This window comes from Flavisphingomonas formosensis, assembly GCF_009755815.1.
Classification (GTDB): Bacteria; Pseudomonadota; Alphaproteobacteria; order Sphingomonadales; family Sphingomonadaceae; genus Flavisphingomonas; species Flavisphingomonas formosensis.
Map to the genome: position 1 here is coordinate 412,011 of NZ_WRPK01000005.1, position 20,251 is coordinate 432,261.

14 protein-coding genes are annotated in these 20,251 nt (G+C 64.9%); 4 read left to right on the top strand and 10 right to left on the bottom strand.

What is annotated here, in order from left to right:
* Window positions 1-78: 78 nt before the first annotated feature.
* The 7 genes from GQY20_RS16425 to GQY20_RS16455 form a co-directional block, all read right to left on the bottom strand.
* Window positions 79-1,275, bottom strand: a complete 1,197-nt coding sequence (locus GQY20_RS16425; protein WP_157218180.1) for an acetyl-CoA C-acetyltransferase — start codon at window positions 1,273-1,275, stop codon at window positions 79-81.
* Window positions 1,276-1,439: 164 nt separating this feature from the next.
* Window positions 1,440-2,591 (bottom strand): acyl-CoA dehydrogenase family protein, encoded by a 1,152-nt coding sequence (locus GQY20_RS16430; RefSeq protein ID WP_157218181.1) that lies wholly within the window; start codon window positions 2,589-2,591, stop codon window positions 1,440-1,442.
* 10 nt (window positions 2,592-2,601) lie between these two features.
* The gene (locus GQY20_RS16435) at window positions 2,602-3,456 is read right to left on the bottom strand and encodes an FAS1-like dehydratase domain-containing protein (protein WP_232476090.1); all 855 of its coding nucleotides are present in this window, start codon (window positions 3,454-3,456) and stop codon (window positions 2,602-2,604) included.
* A 252-nt stretch (window positions 3,457-3,708) separates the two neighbouring features.
* On the bottom strand, window positions 3,709-4,917 hold the full coding sequence (locus GQY20_RS16440) for a CoA transferase (RefSeq protein ID WP_157218182.1): 1,209 nt from the start codon (window positions 4,915-4,917) through the stop codon (window positions 3,709-3,711).
* Between the two features lie 11 nt (window positions 4,918-4,928).
* Window positions 4,929-5,942, bottom strand: coding sequence for an NADP-dependent oxidoreductase (locus GQY20_RS16445; protein WP_157218183.1), 1,014 nt, complete (start codon window positions 5,940-5,942; stop codon window positions 4,929-4,931).
* 325 nt (window positions 5,943-6,267) lie between these two features.
* Entirely contained in the window at window positions 6,268-7,422 is a 1,155-nt protein-coding gene (locus GQY20_RS16450; RefSeq protein WP_157218184.1) for an acyl-CoA dehydrogenase family protein, read from the bottom strand.
* A 61-nt stretch (window positions 7,423-7,483) separates the two neighbouring features.
* Window positions 7,484-8,650, bottom strand: coding sequence for an acyl-CoA dehydrogenase family protein (locus GQY20_RS16455; protein WP_157218185.1), 1,167 nt, complete (start codon window positions 8,648-8,650; stop codon window positions 7,484-7,486).
* Between the two features lie 273 nt (window positions 8,651-8,923).
* Between GQY20_RS16455 and GQY20_RS16460 the strand changes: the two genes are divergently transcribed.
* On the top strand, window positions 8,924-10,153 hold the full coding sequence (locus tag GQY20_RS16460) for a cytochrome P450 (RefSeq protein ID WP_157218186.1): 1,230 nt from the start codon (window positions 8,924-8,926) through the stop codon (window positions 10,151-10,153).
* Between the two features lie 44 nt (window positions 10,154-10,197).
* Complete coding sequence (locus GQY20_RS16465; RefSeq protein WP_157218187.1) at window positions 10,198-10,389, top strand: ferredoxin; 192 nt, start codon at window positions 10,198-10,200, stop codon at window positions 10,387-10,389.
* Window positions 10,390-10,460: 71 nt separating this feature from the next.
* On the opposite strand, the gene GQY20_RS16470 is transcribed toward GQY20_RS16465, so the two are convergent.
* Together GQY20_RS16470 and GQY20_RS16475 are read right to left on the bottom strand one after the other, a co-directional pair.
* Window positions 10,461-11,942 (bottom strand): aldehyde dehydrogenase family protein, encoded by a 1,482-nt coding sequence (locus GQY20_RS16470; RefSeq protein ID WP_157218188.1) that lies wholly within the window; start codon window positions 11,940-11,942, stop codon window positions 10,461-10,463.
* 12 nt (window positions 11,943-11,954) lie between these two features.
* Window positions 11,955-13,289 carry an MFS transporter gene (locus tag GQY20_RS16475; RefSeq protein WP_232476091.1) on the bottom strand — a complete coding sequence of 445 codons (1,335 nt, stop codon included), beginning with the start codon at window positions 13,287-13,289 and terminating at the stop codon, window positions 11,955-11,957.
* Between the two features lie 407 nt (window positions 13,290-13,696).
* Between GQY20_RS16475 and GQY20_RS16480 the strand changes: the two genes are divergently transcribed.
* Together GQY20_RS16480 and paaG are read left to right on the top strand one after the other, a co-directional pair.
* Entirely contained in the window at window positions 13,697-16,711 is a 3,015-nt protein-coding gene (locus GQY20_RS16480; protein WP_157218189.1) for a TonB-dependent receptor domain-containing protein, read from the top strand.
* Between the two features lie 375 nt (window positions 16,712-17,086).
* The gene (gene paaG, locus GQY20_RS16485; RefSeq protein ID WP_157218190.1) at window positions 17,087-17,887 is read left to right on the top strand and encodes a 2-(1,2-epoxy-1,2-dihydrophenyl)acetyl-CoA isomerase PaaG; all 801 of its coding nucleotides are present in this window, start codon (window positions 17,087-17,089) and stop codon (window positions 17,885-17,887) included.
* 450 nt (window positions 17,888-18,337) lie between these two features.
* Here the strand turns inward: paaG and htpG are convergent, their stop codons facing one another.
* Window positions 18,338-20,221 carry a molecular chaperone HtpG gene (htpG, locus tag GQY20_RS16490; RefSeq protein WP_157218191.1) on the bottom strand — a complete coding sequence of 628 codons (1,884 nt, stop codon included), beginning with the start codon at window positions 20,219-20,221 and terminating at the stop codon, window positions 18,338-18,340.
* Window positions 20,222-20,251 lie beyond the last annotated feature (30 nt).

Below are 20,251 nucleotides of genomic sequence, written 5' to 3' on the forward strand. Positions count from 1 at the left end.
TTTCGTGGGTGCCCTCCCAGGCTCAGCCCCTACTCAGGATGAGCGGATGGGTTTGGCTCAGTTGTGAGCTATGCGATCTCACGCCCGCTCGAACACCGCGGCGAGGCCCTGACCGCCGCCGATGCACATCGTCTCGAGGCCGTAGCGGCCGTCGCGGCGCTGCAGCTCGCGCATCAGGTTGGCGAGGATGCGTCCGCCGGTCGCGCCGATCGGGTGGCCGAGCGAAATGCCGGAGCCGTTGACGTTCAGCCGATCGCGATCGTCCCAGCCCCAGCCCTTGAGGCAGGCGAGCACCTGCGGCGCGAAGGCCTCGTTGAGCTCGACGAGATCGATGTCGTTCCAGCCGAGGCCGGTGCGCGCGAACAGCTTCGCCACCGCCGGCACCGGGCCGATGCCCATGCGCGAGGGATCGCAGCCCGCCGCGGCCCAGCTGTGCAGATAACCCATCGGCTCCAGGCCGAGCTCTGCCAGCTTGTCCTCGGCGACGACCAGGCAGGCGGCCGCGGCGTCGTTCTGCTGGCTGGCATTGCCGGCGGTGACCACGCCGCCCTTCTCGATCGGCTTCAGCAGGGCGAGCGATTCCGGCGTCGCATCGGCACGGATGCCCTCGTCCTTGGCGAACAGCACGGGATCGCCCTTGCGTTGCGGCACCGGCACGGGAACCAGCTCGTCGTCGAACTTGCCCTCGGCCCAGGCCTTGGCGGCGCGCTGATGGCTCATCGCGGCATATTCGTCGCAGGCCTCGCGGCTGATGTCATAATCCTTGGCGAGGTTGTTCGCCGTCTCGATCATGCCGGTGATGATGCCGTAGCGCGCGATCGGCTGGGACATGACGCGGCCGCGGGTCAGCCGATCGTGCAGCGTCGTCGATCCGGAACGGGCGCCATGGCGATGATCGATGGAATAATATTCGACGTTGCTCATGCTCTCCACGCCGCCGGCGACGACGATGTCGGCCGCGCCGGTCTGGATGCGCATCGCGGCATCGATCACCGCCTGGAGGCCCGAGCCGCAGCGCCGATCGAGCTGAACGCCCGGAATGGACTCCGGAAAGCCCGCCGCCAGCGCCGACCAGCGGCCGATGCAGGGTGCCTCGCCATTGCCATAGCCCTGGCTGAAGACGACATCGTCGATCCGCTCCGGGTCGATCTTCGTGCGCTCGACCAGCGCCTTCAGGATCACGGCACCGAGATCACCGGCGGTGATCGAGGCGAGCGAGCCGCCGAACTTGCCGACGGCGGTGCGGATGGGAGCGACGATGGCGGCTCTGCGCATGGAATGTCCCTTTGGGTTGGGTGGAGTAATGTGGATATGGTGCGTTTATTCCCCGTTCGGGCTGAGCTTGTCGAAGCCCTTTCCTCCTCATTCTGGCAACGAACGGAAGAAGAAGGGAGTGCTTCGACAGGCTCAGCACGAACGGCGAAAGGGTGGTATCTCGATCAGCCGGCCTCGGCCTGGCGGATCATCTGCTTGGCGATGATCGTCTGCTGGATCTGGCTGGTCCCTTCGTAGATGCGGAGCAGGCGCACGTCGCGATAGAAGCGCTCGACCTTATATTCGGCCATATAGCCGGCGCCGCCATAGATCTGCACGGCACGGTCGGCGATGCGGCCCACCGCCTCGGAGGCGTGATATTTGAGTGCCGAACATTCGAGGCTCACCGGTTCGCCGGCATCAAACTTCGCGGCTACCGACTTCATCAGCGCCTCGGTGGTCAGCATGTCCACCTTCATGTCGGCGAGCATCGCCTGGACGAGCTGGAAGTTGCCGATGCGCTGGCCGAACTGCTTGCGCTCCAGCGCATAGCGCAGGCTCATCTCGATCAGCCGGTCGCACATGCCGAGCGAGACGGCGGCGATGTGGATGCGGCCACGATCGAGCACCTTCATCGCCGTCTTGAAGCCGCGGCCGGGCACGCCGCCGATGATCGCGCTGGCGGGCAGCACGACGTCGTCGAGGATCACGTCGGTGGTGACCGCACCTTTCTGGCCCATCTTCTTGTCCGGCTTGCCGAGCGAAATGCCCGGCGTGTCGGCCGGCAGGATGAAGGCGGAGATGCCCGCGGCGCCCTTCACATCCGGCTCGGTGCGCGCCATCAGCGTGAAGACGTTGGCGCGCGGTGCATTGGTGATGTAACGCTTCGTGCCGCTGATCCGGTATGTTTCGCCGTCGCGCACCGCTGCGGTGCGCAGCGATCCGGCGTCCGAACCGGCCTCCGGCTCGGTGAGCCCGAAGCTGGCGATCGCCTCGCCGGTTGCGAATTTGGGCAGCCATTCGCGCTTCTGCTCCTCGGTGCCGTCCATCACGATGCCCTGGCTGCCGATGCCGACGGTGGTGCCGATCACCGAGCGGAAGACGACCGAGGCGCGGGTCAGCTCGCGGATGATCGCCGCCTCTTCGGACATGGTGCAGCCGAGGCCGTCATAGGCCTCCGGCACGGAGATGCCGAACAGGCCCATCTCCTTCATTTGGTCGATGATCTCGGCAGGGACGGCGTCGGCCTCCTCCACCGCATCCTCGGCGGGGATCAGCTTCTCGTCGACGAAGCGGCGGACGGTGCTGAGGAACAGCGAGAAGGTTTCGGTGTCCATGGGTGTCTCCTCAATGTCCTGAATGTGCTTGGAAATCCGCCGTGGCGATCATCGCATCGGCACCGTCGCAGCGCAGGGCGCGGACCTTGCCGGCGCCGTCGTCGCGCAGCAGGATCGGCTGGCCGCAGAATAGCGGGGCGACCGCGCGGAAGCCGAAGCCGGTGGGCGTGCCGCCGCTGCGCCGGGCGTGGCCGAACAGCCGCGCCGCCGTGAATGGGCCGTGGACGACGAGGCCGGGATAGCCTTCCTCGCCGGTGGCGTAGGGCAGGTCATAGTGGATGCGGTGGCTGTTGAAGGTAGCCGCGGAGACGCGGAACAAGTCCACGGGGGTCGGGTTCCACAGCGCGTCGCCGTTTTGCGGCGCGATCTCGGCGGGCACCACCGGCGGGGTGGGCGCCCCGGCGTCGCGATAGACGATCGTCTGCTTCTCGTTGATGCGCATCGCGCCGTCCTGGGTGATGCGATGTTCGAGCTGGACGAGGACGAGCTGGCCGCTGCGGCCGGCCTTGTGCGTGACGTCGAGGATGGTCGATCGGCGCTCGGCCTCGCGGTCGAGCAGCAGCGGCGCCTCGAAGCGCATCTCGGCGGCGGCGAACATGCGGCGCGGCAGGGTGACCGGGGGCAGGAAGCCGCCGCGCTTGGGATGGCCGTCCGGCCCGATCTGGTCGGCGGCGACGGTCGGCAGGAAGAAGGCCCAATGGGCGAGGGGTGGCTGGCTGCTCTCGACGTCCAGCGTCTCGCCGAGCGCGGCAGCGAAGCGGCGCAATGTCTCGGTGGAGAGATGCTCGCGGCGCAGCTCCTCCTTGCCGATCCAGCCGCGCCAGTGGACGATGTCGTCTTCAGAGACCATGGTGTTGCTCGCCATCCCTTCTCCCCGCGAAGGCAGGGCGATCACGCCCTTCATCCTCCCCTGCAGGGAGTGTCGGGTTGGATTGCCCCCGGCAATCCAAGATCGTGCCGGGGGCACGATGGACCCGACACTGGGGACCACCGAAGGTGGTGGAGGGGCTTAGCCTCACCACCTGCGTGTCGCTTGTTGTGACCGGCGGCCCCTCCACCACCCTGCGGGCGGTCCCCCTCCCCCTGTGGGGGAGGATGATGCGCCCGACATCTCCGCTCACGCCACGATCCCCTCGTCATGCAGCCGGGCGATGGTGCCGCTGTCGAACGACAGCAGCTCGGCCAAAACCTGATCGGTATGTTCGCCGAGGCGCGGCGCGATCGCCACGGGGCCGCGCTCCTCCCCGGCGAAGGTCGCCGCCGGGCCGGAGGTCGGATAGCTGAGGCCGCTCGGATGGGTCAGCGTCTCGAACAGCGGGTTGGCGGTGAACAGGCGGGGATCGCCGGTGACCGCCTGGTGGAGCGTTCGATATTCCCCCCAGGTGACGCCACCGGCGTCGAAGGCGGGCTTCAGGGCTTCGCTGTCGCGGGCTGCGAAGGCGCGCTCGAACAGCGGGAAGAGGCGGGCGCGGTGGACGAAGCGGACGCCCTCGTCCTTGGCGAAGCTGACGCCGAGCTCGGCCTCGAGCGCGGCGATCTCGGCGGCCAGGTCGAGTGTCTTGACGAGGCCGGTCCATTGCCGGCCGGTGATCGCGACGACGATCAGGCGGCGGCCGTCGGCGGTGACGAAATCGCGGCCGAAGGCACCGAACAGGTCGTTGCCCATGCGCGGCCGGTCCCCGCCGTGCAGCACCTCGGCGACCTGGCCGAGATGGCTGAGGCTGGATGCGGCGAGATCGGAGAGCGGCACGCGGATCTCGGCGCCCTGGCCGGTGGCGCGGCGCCGGAGCAGTGCTGAGGCCATGGCGAAGGCGGCATAGGCCCCGCCGAGCAGGTCCCAGGCCGGCAGGACATGATTGACTGGCCGGTCGTCGTCGGCCGGACCGGTCATGGCGGGGATGCCCGCCGCGGCATTGACGGTGTAATCGACCGCCGGCGATCCGTCCGACCAACCCATCACGCGCACCGTGATGATGTCGGGACGCCTTTCCTTGAGCGCGTCGTGCGACAGGAAACCCTTCACCGGATAGTTGGTGAGGAAGAGGCCGGCATTGTCGCCCGGCGCGGTCGCCAGCGCCACCGCCAGCTCGCGCCCCTCGGGCCGGCCGAGATCGATGGCGATCGATTTCTTGCCCTTGTTGAGCCCCTCCCAATAGAGGCTCGCGCCATTGGGCGCGACCGGCCAGCGCCGCCAGTCCGGCCCGCCGCCGATCGCGTCGAAGCGGATCACCTCGGCGCCCATCTGCGCGAGGTGGAGGCCGCAGGACGGGCCGGCGATGAAGGCCGATCCCTCGACGACGCGCAGCCCCTTCAGCAGATCGTACATATGCCCCCCTCTCAGCCGAGCTTCACCAGCGACCGGCCGAGATTCTCGCCGCTGAACAGCCCGAAGAAGGCGTCCAGCGAACGCGCGAGGCCGTCCTGGACGGTCTCCGCTTGGCGCATCAGCCCGGCTTCGTACCACGCAGTCATGTCCGCGAGGAACTGCTGCTCGAGGTCCATGTGGTCAAGCACGATGAATCCTTCGAGACGGAGACTTTTTGTCATGATCATGGTGAGGTTGCGCGGAACGGTGGGTGCGTCGGTCACATTATATTGCGAGATCATCCCGCAGATCGCGAAGCGCGCCCGCTTGTTGGCGAGCGCGAGCGCGGCCTGGAGATGATCGCCGCCGACATTCTCGAAATTGACGTCGATGCCGGTCGCGCCGATCGCCTTGACCTCGCGGGCGAGTGCCTTGGTGAGATTGGGTTCGGCCTTGTAATCGATCGCCGCATCCAGCTTCAGCGTGTCGAGCAGGAATTGCTTCTTGCGAGCGCCGCCGGCCGAACCGATGACCTTGTGGCCCTTGATCCTGGCGATCTGGCACGCAATCGAGCCGACGCCGCCGGATGCGGCGGAGACGAAGACGACATCGCCATCCTTCATCTCGGCGATGCGCAGCAGGCCGACATAGGCGGTGAGGCCGGTCGGGCCGGCGAAACCGAGATAGGCCTGCGGCGGCAGCGTGCCCCGCACGCGATGCTGGAGCGCGCCGGCCGGCGCGTTGAACAGCTCGCGCCAGCCGAGGCGGGAGAAGACGAGATCGCCGGGCGCGAAGCCGGGATCCTCGGAAGCGACCACCTCGCCGATTGCCGGACCTTCCATCGGCCCGTCCAGCACGAAGGGCGGAACATAGCTCTTGGCGTCGCTCATCCGGCCGCGCATCGCGGGATCGACCGCCATCCAGAGGTTGCGCACCTGCACCTCGCCCGGGCCGGGCGGCGGCACGTCGACGCTGACCAGCGCGAAATCCTCCGCAACCGGCACGCCCACCGGCCGGCGCTTCAGATGCATTTCCCCAGATTTCATTGTCCCGGACCTCTTCGCAAGCCTTGCCGTTTGATCATCGCGTGTCGCCCCGCAGAGGCGCTACCGGATTCACGCATCGGTTTGGTCTCGTCTCTTCCGCGTCATGCCAGCGGAAGCTGGCATCACTCTCGACCAGCAACCGGATAATTGTTGAGAGTGCCCCCAGCTTCCGCGGGGGTGACGAAGAAGAAGCTTCCAATCAATGAAGTGTGAATATTGTAGCGTGGAGGCAGACCCCATGTCTCCATCAACAGGCGAAATCATCGCAGCAATTGAGAGACATGGATCTGCGCCTTCGCGGGGATGATGAGGAGGGGCCATCGCATCAATAGCCGTTGAGGCGCCCCCACCGCTCGCGATGGAAGGAGGCGCCGCCATAGCATTGCTCGGCCACGCGGGCGCGCTTCAGATAAAGGCCGGCGTCATGTTCGTGGGTCATGCCGATGCCGCCGTGCAGTTGCACCATCTGGTTCGAGATCAGGTGGGCCGTCTCGCCGGCGATCGCCTTGGCGAGCGAGGCGAGTTGCGCCACGTTCGCGTCTCCGGCGTCGAGCGCGTCCAGCGCCGCCTCAACTGCGGAACGGGTCAGCTGAAGCTCGCCGAACATCTCCGATGCGCGATGCTGCAGCGCCTGGAAGGAGCCGATGATCTGGCCGAACTGGACGCGTGTCTTGAGGTAGTCGAGCGTCGTGTCGAACGCCTGGGTGGCAAGGCCGAGCAGTTCGGCGGCCACGCCGATGCGGGCGCGATCGAGAATAGCCTCGAGTAGCGGATAGCCTTCGTCGACCATGCCCAGCACCGCATCTTCGTCGAGCGCGACGGCTTCGAACGTGAGCAGCGCCGGGCAGCGCGCGTCGATTTGATCGAGCCGGCGGCGGTCGAGGCCTGCGCTGTCCGCGGGGACCAGGAACAGGGTGATGCCATGTGTGTCGCCCGGAGCGCCGGCAGTGCGTGCGGCGACGATGAACAGATCCGCGCCCATGCCGTCCTGCACCGGCCGCTTCATCCCGTCGAGGCGCCATCCCGCGCCGGAGCGTGCAGCGGCGAGCGTGATCCGGGCCGGAGCGTGATGGGCACCCTCGTCCACCGCCAGCGTGCCGATCAGCGAGCCGGCGGCGATCCCGGGCAGCAAGCGCTCCTGCTGGGCCGCGGAGCCGCCCAGCCGCAGGGCGCTGGCCGCCACGAAGGCGGAGCTGAGCAGCGGGGAGGGGGCGAGCGTGCGGCCGAGTTCCTCGACGATCAGGCCGAGGCTGAGATAGCCGAAATCGGCGCCGCCGAAAGTCTCGGGCACCACTATGCCCGTCCAGCCCATGGCCGCCATCTCGGCATAGGTGTCGCGATCGAAGCCGACACCATCGCCCGGCTTGCCGCCGCCGCCATGATCGTAGAGGCCGCGGACCACGGAGATGGGCATACGATCGCGCACCCACTCGACCGCCATGTCCTTGAGCATCGCCTGTTCTTCGTTCAGCACCGCCACGGTGCGCCCTCCCGCAAATTGATCATGGTCCGCGCTTGCCCGCTCCCTGCCGCCGGCGACCTCACCGATCGGGCAACCCCAGCGATCGCTTCGCCGTGATGTTGTTCTGGACCTCGTAGCTGCCGCCGTAGATGGAGAAGGCCTTGCTGTGCAGCAGAGCCCGGCTCGCTTCCCGCTCGTCGGGGGAATAGTCCTCGCCCGCCCAGCCGAGGCCGTGCGCGCCGAGGATCTCGATCACCAGCTCGGATCGGCGCTGGATGATGGTCGACCAGAGATTCTTGAGCGTCGACACGCCGTTGTTCGGCCCGCCATTCTTCGCTTCCTGCGTGAAGCGGCGGACCGTCGCCATATAGGCCGCATGGCGCATGGCATTGTGCACCATGCGCGCCCGCAGATCCGGATCGGCGATCCGTCCTTCGGCGTCGCTGCCGACATAGCGGTGGGCCAGCGGGGCGAGGGGGGTGATGTCGGTCTTCACCTCCGACAGGCTGCTCCGTTCGAACTGGAGCAGGCGCTTGGCGATCGACCAGCCGCCATTGACCTCGCCGACGAGATTGCCCTTGGGCACTTTCACGTCGTTGAAGAAGACTTCGCAGAAATGGGTCGAGCCGCTGATCAGCACGATCGGCCGCGCCTCGATGCCCGGCGATTTCATGTCGATCAGCAGGAAGCTGATGCCGCCCTGCTTGCGGCTCGTATCGGTGCGGACCAGCGCGAAGCACCAGTCGGCCTGGTCGGCGCCGGAGGTCCAGATCTTCTGGCCGTTGACCAGCCAGTGATCGCCCATGTCGACGCACTTGGTCTGCAGCGAAGCGAGGTCCGATCCCGCGCCCGGCTCGGAAAAGCCCTGGCACCAGCGCCGCTCGTGCGAGGCGATCCAGGGCAGATGTTCGAGCTTCTGCTCTTCATTGCCATATTCGAGCAGGGTCGGGCCGAGCATCATCGTGCCGTAGCTGCGGATCGGATTGAAGCCGCCGATCGCCGCCAGTTCCTCGCCGATAATCTTCGCCTGCGCTTCGCTGAGGCCGGCGCCGCCATAACGGGGCGCCCAGGTGGGCACGCCCCAGCCCTTGTCGGTCATGCGCTGGCGCCACAGCTGGAAATCGGCGCTGGCGGCGGCGGCATGGGCGTTGCCCTGGAAGATGAGGCCGCTGACATTGGTCAGTGCCGGCGGGAAATTCTCCCGCAGCCATGACCGTGCCTCCAGCCTGAAATCCTGATCGTCCATCGCCTGCGAAACGTCCTTGTCTGTGCCCGGGGAGGGCAGGCGCTGGCCTCGCCTTCGGCACTGTCCTCCCGTTCGGGCGCTTGCCGGCCCTTCCCCGTCACTTAAGCGAAACTTGCACTTGAGACTAGACATATTTTGCACAGGGGGATAATTTTTAAGGGTGGAGCGGCTCCCGTTGACAGCACCGGCGCGCTCCATAAACTATACCATAATGCATAATTGACCGGAGGATCGCCCGTTCCCCCGGCGTGAAGCGAAATTCAGGAGAGCGCGATGACGACCCCGACTGCGGCCCGGCCGATTCCCGCCCATGTCCCGCCCGAGATGGTCGGCGAATTCAGCCTCTTCACCGCGCCCGGCATGGCGCCGACTCCCAATGGCGACCCCCAGGCCGCCGCCGCCTGCGTCCATGCCGGCCCGCGCATCTTCTATTCGCCACTGAACACGCGCGACGGGCATGGCACCTGGGTGATCACCCGCGCCAAGGACCAGCGCCGCGTCCTCCAGGACGGCGAGACCTTCTCCAGCCACCGCAGCATCTTCGCGTCCGCGCTCGGCGAGGATTGGCCGATGATCCCGCTGGAGCTGGACCCGCCCGAGCATGGCGCGTTCCGCTCGCTGCTCAACCCGCTGCTCTCGCCCAAGCGCGTCATGGTGCTGGAGCCTGCGGTGCGCGAGCGCGCGGCCTTCCTGATCGACCGGATCGCGAGGGCCGGCACCAGCTGCGACGTGATGAATGACTTCGCCTTCCCCTTCGCGGTGAACATCTTCCTGCGCTTCCTCGGCCTGCCCGACGACCAGCTGGAGGAATTCGTCGGCTGGGCGACCGACCTGCTCCATGGCGAGCCTGCGAAGCGCGGCGCCGCAGCGCGCACGATCGTCGCCTTCATCGACGACCTCGCCGCGGAACGGCGCCGCGAGCCGGTGGATGATTTCATGTCCTTCATCATCCAGGCCAAGGTGAAGGATCGGCCGCTCACGGATGTGGAGGTGCGCGGCATCGGCGTCCTGCTGTTCATCGCAGGGCTCGACACGGTGGCCGCCGCGATCGGCTTCGACCTGGCCTATCTCGCGCGCAATATCGCGGACCAGCGGCTGCTTCGCAACGAGCCGTCCCGCATCGTGCTGGCGGCCGAAGAGCTGCTGCGCGCCTATCCGACGGTGCAGATGATCCGCGTCGCGACCAGGGACATCGATTTCGAGGGCGCGCCGATCAGGAAGGGCGACTATGTCTCCTGCGCGACGATGATCGCCAATCGCGATCCGGAAGAGTTCGAATGCCCGGAGAAGATCGACCTGTCCCGCGAGGACAACCGGCACCAGGCCTTCGCCTACGGCCCGCACCGCTGCCTCGGATCGCATCTCGCCCGGCGCGAGATCGTGATCGGTCTGGAGGAATGGCTGAAGCGCATTCCTGATTTCCGGATCAAGGAAGGCACCGCGCCGATCGCCTATGGCGGCCATGTGTTCGGTATCGAGGACCTGATCCTGGACTGGTCCTGACCGAGGCCAAGGGTACAGCCAGAGCGTAGAGAAAAGGGAAGCGCATGCGGATCCTCGTCCACAAGGAAAAATGCCAGGGGCATGCACGCTGCTGGTCAATGGCACCGGACATCTTCGACCTCGACGACGAAGGCTATATCGTCGCCGGCGACATCGACGTCACGCCGGACGACGAGAAGAAGGCCTGGCGGGGCGCAAAGTCGTGCCCGGAACGCGCGCTCGAAATCGAGAAGTGACCAAGCCGCACTAGCCGTTTTCGGCGTCACCCTCGCGTCGGGATGACGGAAGAGATTTTCGTCGACCGTCCCTACGAATAGGTCCGGATCCAGACGCCCTTGGTCTGCAGATAGGCGTCGATATGCTCGAAGCCGCCCTCGCGGCCGAAGCCGCTCATCTTATAGCCGCCGAAAGGCACTGCCGGATCCATCGCGAAATAATGGTTCACCCAGACCGAGCCGGCGCGGATGCGCTTCACGGCGGTCATCGCCTTGTCGATATTCTTCGTCCACACGCCGCCGGCGAGGCCGAAGCGGGTGGCGTTGGCGCGCTTGATCACCTCGTCGAAATCGTCGAACGGGAGGATCGAGGCGACGGGGCCGAAAATCTCCTCGCGGGCGATGCGCATCTCGTCCTTCACGTCGGCGAAGACGGTGGGGGCGACGAAATGGCCTTTGTCCAATTCGCCGCCGGTCACGCGGTGGCCGCCCGAGACGAGCCGCGCGCCCTCCTGCGGCCCGAGCTCCATATAGGAGGAGACGCGCTCATATTGTCTCGCCGAGACGAGCGGGCCGATCTGGGTCGCCGGATCGAGGCTGGGTCCGATCTTCAGCGCGGCGCCGAATTCGGCGACACGGGCGACGACCTCTTCATAGACCGGCCGCTCGACGAACAGGCGCGTGCCGGCTGCGCAGACCTGCCCGCTATTGTTGAACACGCCCATCGCCGCCGACGGGATCAGCGCGTCGATGTCGGCGTCGGCGAAGACGATGTTGGGCGATTTGCCGCCGAGCTCCATCGTCACCTTCTTCACCGATCCGGCCGAAGCCTGGATGATACGCTGGCCGGTCTCGCACGATCCGGTGAAGGCGATCTTGTCGACATCGGGATGCGCCGACAGGGCGGCGCCGGTGCCGCCCTTGCCGGTGACGATGTTCACCACCCCCGGCGGCACGCCTGCCTCGAGGCAGAGCTCGCCGAAACGCAGCGGGCTGAGGCCGGCATCCTCGGCCGGCTTCAGCACGACGGTGCAGCCGGTGGCGAGCACGGGACCGACCTTCCAGACGGCGCTGAACAGCGGGCCGTTCCAGGGAATGATCGCGCCGACGACGCCGACCGGTTCGCGCAGCGTGTAGGAGAGCAGCTCCACCGGAAAGCTGTTGCCCAGCGTCTGGCCGTGGATCATCGTCGCGGCGCCCGCGAAATGGTGCAGCGAGCGCTGGATCATGCCGCGCAGGCCGCGTGAGGCGGTGATCGGGCGGCCCATCTCCATCGTGTCGAGCAGCGCGAGATCGTCGAACTCGCGGTCGACCAGTTCGGCGAGGCGGATCAGGATCGCCTGGCGCTCGGCCGGCTTGAAGCGGCTCCATGGTCCCTCGAAGGCGGCGCGAGCGGCGGCGACGGCGCGATCGACATCCTCCGGGCCAGCCAGCGCCAGCTCGGCGACCACTTCGCCGGTGGACGCACTGATGCTCTGGAACCGCTCGCCGGAGAGCGCATCGACCAACTTGCCGTCGATCAGAAGCCGTTTGGGCCCAGAATCGAGAAAGGCAGGGCGAGCAAACTGGGTCATGAAACCAATTCCTTATGCAGCGTTCGCGGCGACGGCGCGGCGCATCGAGCCGCGTCCCAGAGCGAAGAGGAGCGCGCTCGGCAGCAATATGCACAAGACGCTGATGATGAGCGACATGCCGACCAGCTTTTCATTGCCGAGCACCTTATCGGTGACGAGGCCGACGAAGGCCGGGCCGCCGGCCATGGCGATGAGGCCCGTTGCGAGCACGTAGATCGCGGAAACGCGGCCGCGCAGATGCTGAGGCGTCACTATCTGCGCTGTGGCGGGTCCCATGCTGGCGGTCGAGAGGATCAGCATCATGAACAGCCAGTAGAAGCCGATCGTGACCCACGGATTGCCGACCAGAAACGCCGCGATGCCGCACGGCGCGGCGAGCAGCACGGTGGCGAGGCACCAGAGCAGATGCGCATCCTTGCGGCCGCGGCGATAGAGCGCGTCGACGATCGAGCCATGCAGCGGCATCAGCGCCGCCGCCGCGATCTGGGCGATGCCGATGACCACGCCGATCCGCGCCGGTTCCCAGCCATGGACGCGGGTGAGATAGGCTGGCGTCCAGAGCTGGAAGCCGATGGTGACCGCATAAGCGAGGCCGAATCCGATGAAATTGGCGGCGAACAAGGCCTTGTAGCGGCGCATGAACGCCCAGGCTTCGCCATAGCCGGCGGTGCTGGCTGCAGCCTTGCGCCGCGGAGGCTCCCGAAAGACGAAGACCAGGAAGGCGAGCAGGAGGCCCGGCGCGCCGGTCATCAGAAACACCTTTTGCCAGGGCTGGAGCAAGCCGAAGACCGGCCAGACGGAGGGGCCTGCTTTCATAGCTGCAGCGACGATCGGTCCGCCGACCAGAAAGACGATGCCGGCGCCCATCACGCCGCCCATGATGAACACCGACATGGCGAGCGACACGCGATGCGGCGGGAAACTGTCTCCCACGATCGAATAGCTGCCCGTGCCGAACCCGGATTCTCCGGCGCCGACGCCGGCACGGGCCAGGGCGAGCAGGGCAAAGCTGCCGGCAAGGCCGCAGGAGGCCGCGGACAGGCTCCAGATCGTCACGGAGATATAGAGCACCACGCGGCGGCTGAACCGATCCAGTGCCATGCCGAGCGGAATCGCGCACAAGCAGAAGAGGAAGGCGAAGGCCGGGCCCTGCAGGAGGCTGATCTGGAAATCGCTGAGGCCGAGATCCCTTTTGATCGGCGTCACCATCAGCGCCATGATGTTCCGGTCGGTCAGCGACAGGATGTACAGCAGGAAAAGGATGGCGACGGTCAGCCATCCCATTAGCGGGGAGGGATAGGCCGTGGCCGCGGCGGGCTGCTCGGTCTTGGGCAACGGATTGGACATGTTCACCTGCGCGAATCGGGCCGCATGGGGCGCAGCCGCACCGGCCTCCAATCGAGATGGCATTGGGGGCAGCTCACCGGCATCTCCATGTATCGCCGCATTTCGTTCGGTTGGTGCGGCGTTGTTGCGGGCCGATTGCCTGGGCCGACCTGATGGCGATAACACATATTTCTGCACACTAGGTCAATATATTCCTGAGCGCCGAGACCCCCGCTCGCTGAAATAGGGCCTTTCTGCGGCAGCACATGCTGCGCACAGCCGAACTGCACCCTAATCGTCAAAACTTCCCTTTCGTGCAAATTTTGTTGACAGCGTCGCAGAATGCTCTAACAGAAAAGTGCACGCGAGGATAATAATGGCCCGTTCGCCGTGATCGGCCGCCGCGTTGCTTCAGGGAGGGGTGTGCGATGGCACCGCATTTTATTTCTGCATTCGTAGCCGGCGTAAGCCTGATCGCGCTCGCTGCGCCCGCTTACGCGCAGCAGGACGCCGCTGCGCAGGACGCAAAATCGCAGGCTTCGGCGGAGACGTCCGACAGCACCAAATCGGCAAATGGTGGCGATATCGTCGTCACCGGTTCGCGCATCGTGCGGAACGGCTATACAGCACCGACACCCGTTACCGTCGCGACGGCAGAAGATTTGGTGAAGACGACGCCATCGAGCATTTCGGACGCACTCAACAAGCTTCCCCAATTCACCAATTCACTCAGCCCATCCAAGTCCGCTCTGAACTTCTCGAATGCACCGATTCACGGTAACGTCCTCAATCTTCGTGGCCTTGGCACCCCCAGCGCCAATCCGAAGGGGCCGCTGCGGACGCTGGTGCTGTTCGACGGGATGCGCGTTTCGCCTACGGAATATGTCGGCACGGTCGACACCAACGTGCTGCCACAGCTTCTGATGCAGCGTGTCGATGTCGTGACCGGCGGCGCCTCGGCGCAATGGGGTTCGGACGCCGTCGCAGGCGTCGTCAACTTCGTACTCGACAAGAATTTTACGGGCATCAAGGGCGTCGCCCAGGCCGGCGTCGCGCAGCGTGGCTATGCCGGCAACCAGCGGCTCGGCGCCGCCTATGGCACCGACTTCACCGGCGGCCGCGGCCACCTGCTGCTCAGCGGCGAATATTCGAACAATGACGGCATGCAGCGCAACGATCGCGATTTCGCGACGAAGGGTTACACTTATGTCGGTAGCGTCATTGGTTGCGTGAACACCACGACTATTCCAACAGCCTGCAATCCGGGCGGTCAGTTGAACCCCTATACGATCGGTTCCGATATCCGGATTTCCGCCTTAGCGCCGAGCGGTCGCATCGTCGCATCCAGCGTTACGGGCAATCCATTCGTCGGACAGGTGATCAACAGCGACGGTAGCACACGCCCCTTCAACACGGGCACTGCCGTGGGCACGACGGGCTTTCAGTCTGGCGGCGACGGTTATACCATTCCAAACGACGGAACCGCCATTTCCCCGATGAAAACCTACCAGGCCTTCGGTCGAGCGAGTTATAAGCTGACCGACGACATCACGGCGTATGTCCAAGGCACTTGGTCTCGCACGGACATGCGTTATGTAACGCAGGTCAACGGCCTCGTCCCTTCATCGGAGTATGTCCAGATTTACAAGGGCAACCCCTATTTGTCGTCTGCGCTCGACGCGTCTTTGCCAACCACCAATGATTATCTTCGGGTGGGCCAATATGATGCGGGACAGCCCAAGCCCGTAGCCAAGGAGCGCACCGATTATTGGATGGCGACTGCCGGCCTGAACGGTACGCTCGGCCGGTTCAATTGGTCGGCTACCTATTCGCACGGCAGTTCCACCCACACGATGGCCAATTCCGGCCTTTACGATAACAACAAGCTCTATGCTGCCGTCGATGCGGTGGTCGATCCTTCGACGGGACAAGTCACCTGCCGCGTCCTTCTCGATCCTACGCTGGCCAGCCAATATGCCGGGTGCAAACCGCTTGACGTGCTGCATGGCGATCCTTCGAAATCGACACCCGAAGGCTATGCCTATGCGACTGGTACATCGCGTTATCGGGCGACGATCCGGCAGGATGCATTTGCGATCAATCTGAGTGGCAGCCTGTTTGATCTGCCGGCTGGTCCAGTAGATTTCGCTGTCGGTGGTGAGTATCGTCATCAGTCGCTCAATCTGACGTCCAATGCAGACACGACTATCCTTCTATCCACGGCGGATCACGACTCCTATTTCAATGGCTTGCGCGGCGTACCTCCCACGGCTTCCGCGTTTTGGTTGACCAACGTCGGTCCGGCCAACGGTAAATTGAACGTAAAGGAAGGTTATATCGAGATCGGCGTACCGATCTTGAAGGATAAGCCCTTCTTCCGAGAATTGGGTATCAACGGTGCCGGTCGCATTACCGACTATTCTACATCTGGCACGGTGAAGACTTGGAAAGTGGGCGCGACATGGAAGCCGGTCGACGATCTGCTGCTGCGGGCCAACCTGTCGCGTGACATCCGTGCTCCCAACCTGTTCGAGCTCTATGCCGGACCACAAAGCGGTATCGGCATCGTCAACGACATCGCTATCAAGGATCCTAACGGAAACTTGATCTACGGAAGCGGTCTCAATCAGAACGTCAACACCGTCACCGTCGGCAATCCCGATCTAAAGCCGGAGAAGGCCAAGACCCTGACCATCGGTGGGGTGGTGACTCCTTCCTTCTTCCGTGGTTTCTCTCTTTCGGTCGACTATTATCGTATCAAGGTCGATAATCTGATCGACAGTTTGTCGGCACAGCAGATCATCACTAATTGCTACCAGGCGGGCGGTTCAGGCGTGGCGGAGTGTGGCTACATCTCGCGCCAGACGGCAACCAGCCTGCCTTCCCTCATTACGCTGTTGCCGCGCAACATCGCATTCCTCAAAACTGCGGGTCTCGATATCGACGCCAGCTATCGGACTCCATTGGGCAATGGGGCACTCGGCGTCCGCCTTTATGCCAATTACCTCTTCAAATTCGACAGCCAGCAATATGCCGGCGCGCCAATCGCCCATTATGCGGGCGTCAGCGTGGTAGGCAGCAATCCGGCGGGTTACCCCCGCTGGCGCGGCAATCTAACGATCGACTATTCGAACGGGCCGTTCGGCGTCACGATTGGCGAGCAATATATCGGCAAGATGCGGCTCGATATTCCCGGCCAGACGACGAAGGTGTATTTCGTTGACGATCATGTGAAGCCGGTCTGGTATACCGATCTCGCCATCCGTTTCACCGTGCCGCACGGCAATGGCAATTTCGAGCTATTCGGCAACATCAACAATCTGTTCGACAAGAAACCGCCGCTGATACCGGGCACGGTTCCCGGCGTGAACCTGCCGACCAATATCGCCGTCTATGATTTCATCGGCCGGGCCTTCACGGCGGGTGCCCGCTTTAAATTCTAAGGCAGTTGATCGGACTCCATCGGATCAACCACCCTTAGTCTTTCCGTTACCGCGATTTCCGAGCCAGCTGCTTCGAAATCGCTCCAGCGTCGCAGCTGCCGGGATTTTGCCCGTCGGCGTTTGAAGGAGCCGTCGGTCCCTCTCCCCGAGACCGGCGGCTCTGTCGTCTGAAACGTTGCCGTACCGGGCGGAAACGCTCCGGTTTGGGATCCCGCATTTCCAGAGCAATCTGCGCGATCTGTGAATCGCACAGCTTGCTCTAAGCCTTTGTGGTCGCATCCTTTGCGCGGAAGACCGGTTTCCGCTTCTCCGCACGATGCTCTAGCCGCCGACCGTCCGGCAATTGAAGATGCGCTCAGGAAGAGGAGGAGATGAATGCGGGTCGACGGTCCGGATCAGCCGGTGCTGCTGGCCATGGAACAGGGGATCGCCCGCGTCACGCTCAATCGTCCGGATCGGCTCAACGCCTTAACGGTGGAGCTGCACGAACGCCTGTTGGAGATTCTGGACATGCTCGAAGCGCGGCGAGACGTTCGCGTGATGCTGCTGACCGGATCCGGCCGTGCCTTTTCCGCTGGACAGGATCTGGGCGAGCGTGACGTGGACGGCGATGCGCCGCTCGATCTCGGCGCGAACATCGAGACATATTATAATCCGTTGGTCCGCCGGCTGGTGGCGCTGCCATTTCCGCTGATCTGCGCGGTCAATGGAGTGGCGGCTGGCGCGGGTGCGAACATCGCGCTGCTCGGCGACATCGTGATCGCGAAGGAGAGCGCCCGCTTCATCCAGTCCTTCGCCCGCATCGGGCTCATGCCCGACAGCGGCGGGACCTGGACACTGCCTCATCTCGTCGGCCAGCCGAGGGCACTTGCCCTCGCGATGACGGGCGATCCGATCGACGCGCGCCGGGCGGCGGATTGGGGCATGATCTGGAAGGCCGTGCCCGACGCCGAGTTCGATGCGGAGGTGGAGTCTTTCGCCCGGCGCCTTGCTGCTGCGCCCACGTCCGCGCTGGTAGCGATCCGTGGTGCAGTCCGCAGCGCGTGGGACAGGACGCTCGATGCGCAACTCGATCTCGAACGCGACGAACAGCGGCTGCTCGGCCGCAACGACGATTATCGAGAGGGCGTCCGTGCCTTCAAGGCGAAGCGCCAGCCGCGGTTTACGGGGCGCTGAACCGAAGCCGCCTCATCAGCGCAGCCCGGATAGTTCCAGTTTTTCAAGGACGTTAAATCCTCTTTGCCGTATGAAACCGATATTGGACATATGGAAAAATTAACGTTGGATTGAGAATGGTTTCGGCTAAGGGCGGGCCAGTTGGTCTGCTATGGCCGGCAAGAGGGCGTGGGGCCCTCGACCAGAGGATCCTATGGAATTCGTAAGACGACTGATCGGGCCATTGGGCGCCTGTAGCCGAGGCAATCACAAGGTGGATCGGCAGCGCGTCCGCCATGTGAAGGGCGATCTGCACGCTACCTGCAAGCGTTGCGGTCAGCCGCTCGTACGCTACGGCCCGGACGACTGGCGCCCACTCGACCAAGGCTGACCAAGCCTGTTTGACGGATATATTCGAAGCGGCGGTCTCCAGGCCGACCGCCGCTTCGTCTGTTCAGGGACGGGTGGTCGTCAACCCGCCGCCTTGCCGATCACGCGCGCCAGTCGTGCCGAGAAGGCAGAAGGATCGGCAGGCAATTCGCCGTCGGCGATGCGCGCTTCGTCCAGCAGCAGATGGGCGGCATCCTCACGCAGCGACGCGGCTTCTTCGCCCAGCACGCCGAGGCGGGTGATCAGCGCGTGGCGCGGATTGATCTCCAGCACCGGCTTGGTCGCGGAGCCGAGCCGGCCGGCATTGGCCAGCAGCTTCTCCAGCTGCCGATCCATGCCCTGCTCCGATGCGACGAGACAGACGGCGCTGTCGGTCAGTCGCTCCGATGCACGCACGTCCGACACGGCATCGCCGAGCACCGTCTTCACATAAGCGATGAAAGCGCCCACCTCTTCCGAGGCGGCTGCCGGCGCCTCGCCCTCGGGGAGGGGAATCAGGCCGAGATCGGCGAGACCCTGCGTCACCGATTTGAACGGCTTGCCTTCATAGTCGGCGCCGGCGGTGACCCAGAAGCTGTCGACCTGATCGGTCAGCAGCAGCACCTCGATGCCGCGCGCGCGGAAGCCCTCGAGTTGCGGCGACTTGGCGAGGCGGTCGAGATCCGAGCCGGTGGCATAATAGATGGCGGTCTGATTGTCCTTGAGGCCGGCGGCATAATCCTTGAGCGAGCGCCAGCCTTCGCCGGACGCCGTCGTCTTGAAGCGGGCAAGCGAGAGCAGCGTCTCGCGGCGGGCAAAATCCTCGTAGAGCCCCTCTTTGAGCACCGCGCCGAAATTGTCCCAGATCTTGAGATAGCGCTCGGTGTCGTTGGACGACAGCTTCTCGAGCTCGGCGAGGACGCGGTTGGAAACGCCTTTCTGAATCGCGGCGAGCACCGGGCTTTCCTGGATCATCTCGCGCGAGACATTGAGCGGCAGATCCGCGGAATCGACCAGGCCGCGCACGAACCGCAAATAGCGCGGCAGGATCTGCGCCTCGTCGGTGATGAAGACGCGGCGGACATAGAGCTTCATCCGACCGCCGCGATCGGGATCGAACAGATCGAACGGGCGCGTCTCCGGCACGAAGGCGAGCACCGAATATTCGTGGAGACCCTCGGCGCGATAATGGAGGGTCAGTGCCGGCTCGTCGAACTGGCCAGCCACGCTGCGATAGAAATCCTTATATTCCTCGGCCGTGATCTCGCTGCGCGGCTTCGTCCACAGCGCCGCGCCGTCGGCGATCTGCCGCGGCTCCGCATCGGGCGTGTCACGCAGGAAGATCGGCACGGGCACATGGCCGGAATGGGATTTGACGCTGTGCTCGGCGGTGTACGGCTGGGTATAGCCGGCCGCGTCCTCCTTGAGGTGGAGGATGACGCGCGTGCCGCGGGCCGGGGCCTCATCCGTGTCGATCGCCTGGATGGTGTAGGTACCGAGCCCGTCCGACGACCAGCGGGCCGCGCCCTCGCTGCCCGCGCGGCGCGAAACGACGTCGACATGATCCGCGACCATGAAAGCCGAATAGAAACCGACGCCGAACTGCCCGATGAGCTGGCTTCCCTCCGCATCCTTCGACGCGGCGATCCTGTCCATGAATGCCCGGGTTCCGGAACGGGCGATGGTGCCGAGCGCTTCGGCCAGCTCGACCTCGCTCATGCCGATTCCATTATCCTCGACGACGAGCTGTCGCTTGTCCGCGTCCAGCGTCACGGTGATCCGCGGCTGGCCGTCATCGCCGAGCAGGGCAGGGTCGCTGAGCCCCTCGTAGCGGAGTTTCTCGCACGCGTCGGCTGCGTTCGAGATCAACTCCCGCAGGAACACCTCCTTGTCCGAATAGACCGAATGCACCATCAGGTGCAGCAGCCTGGCGACATCGGCCTCGAACGAGCGGGTCTCCGGCGCAGAGTCGGTCGTGGTCGTCATGGTGATCTTCCATCTCCTCCAATCGATTTG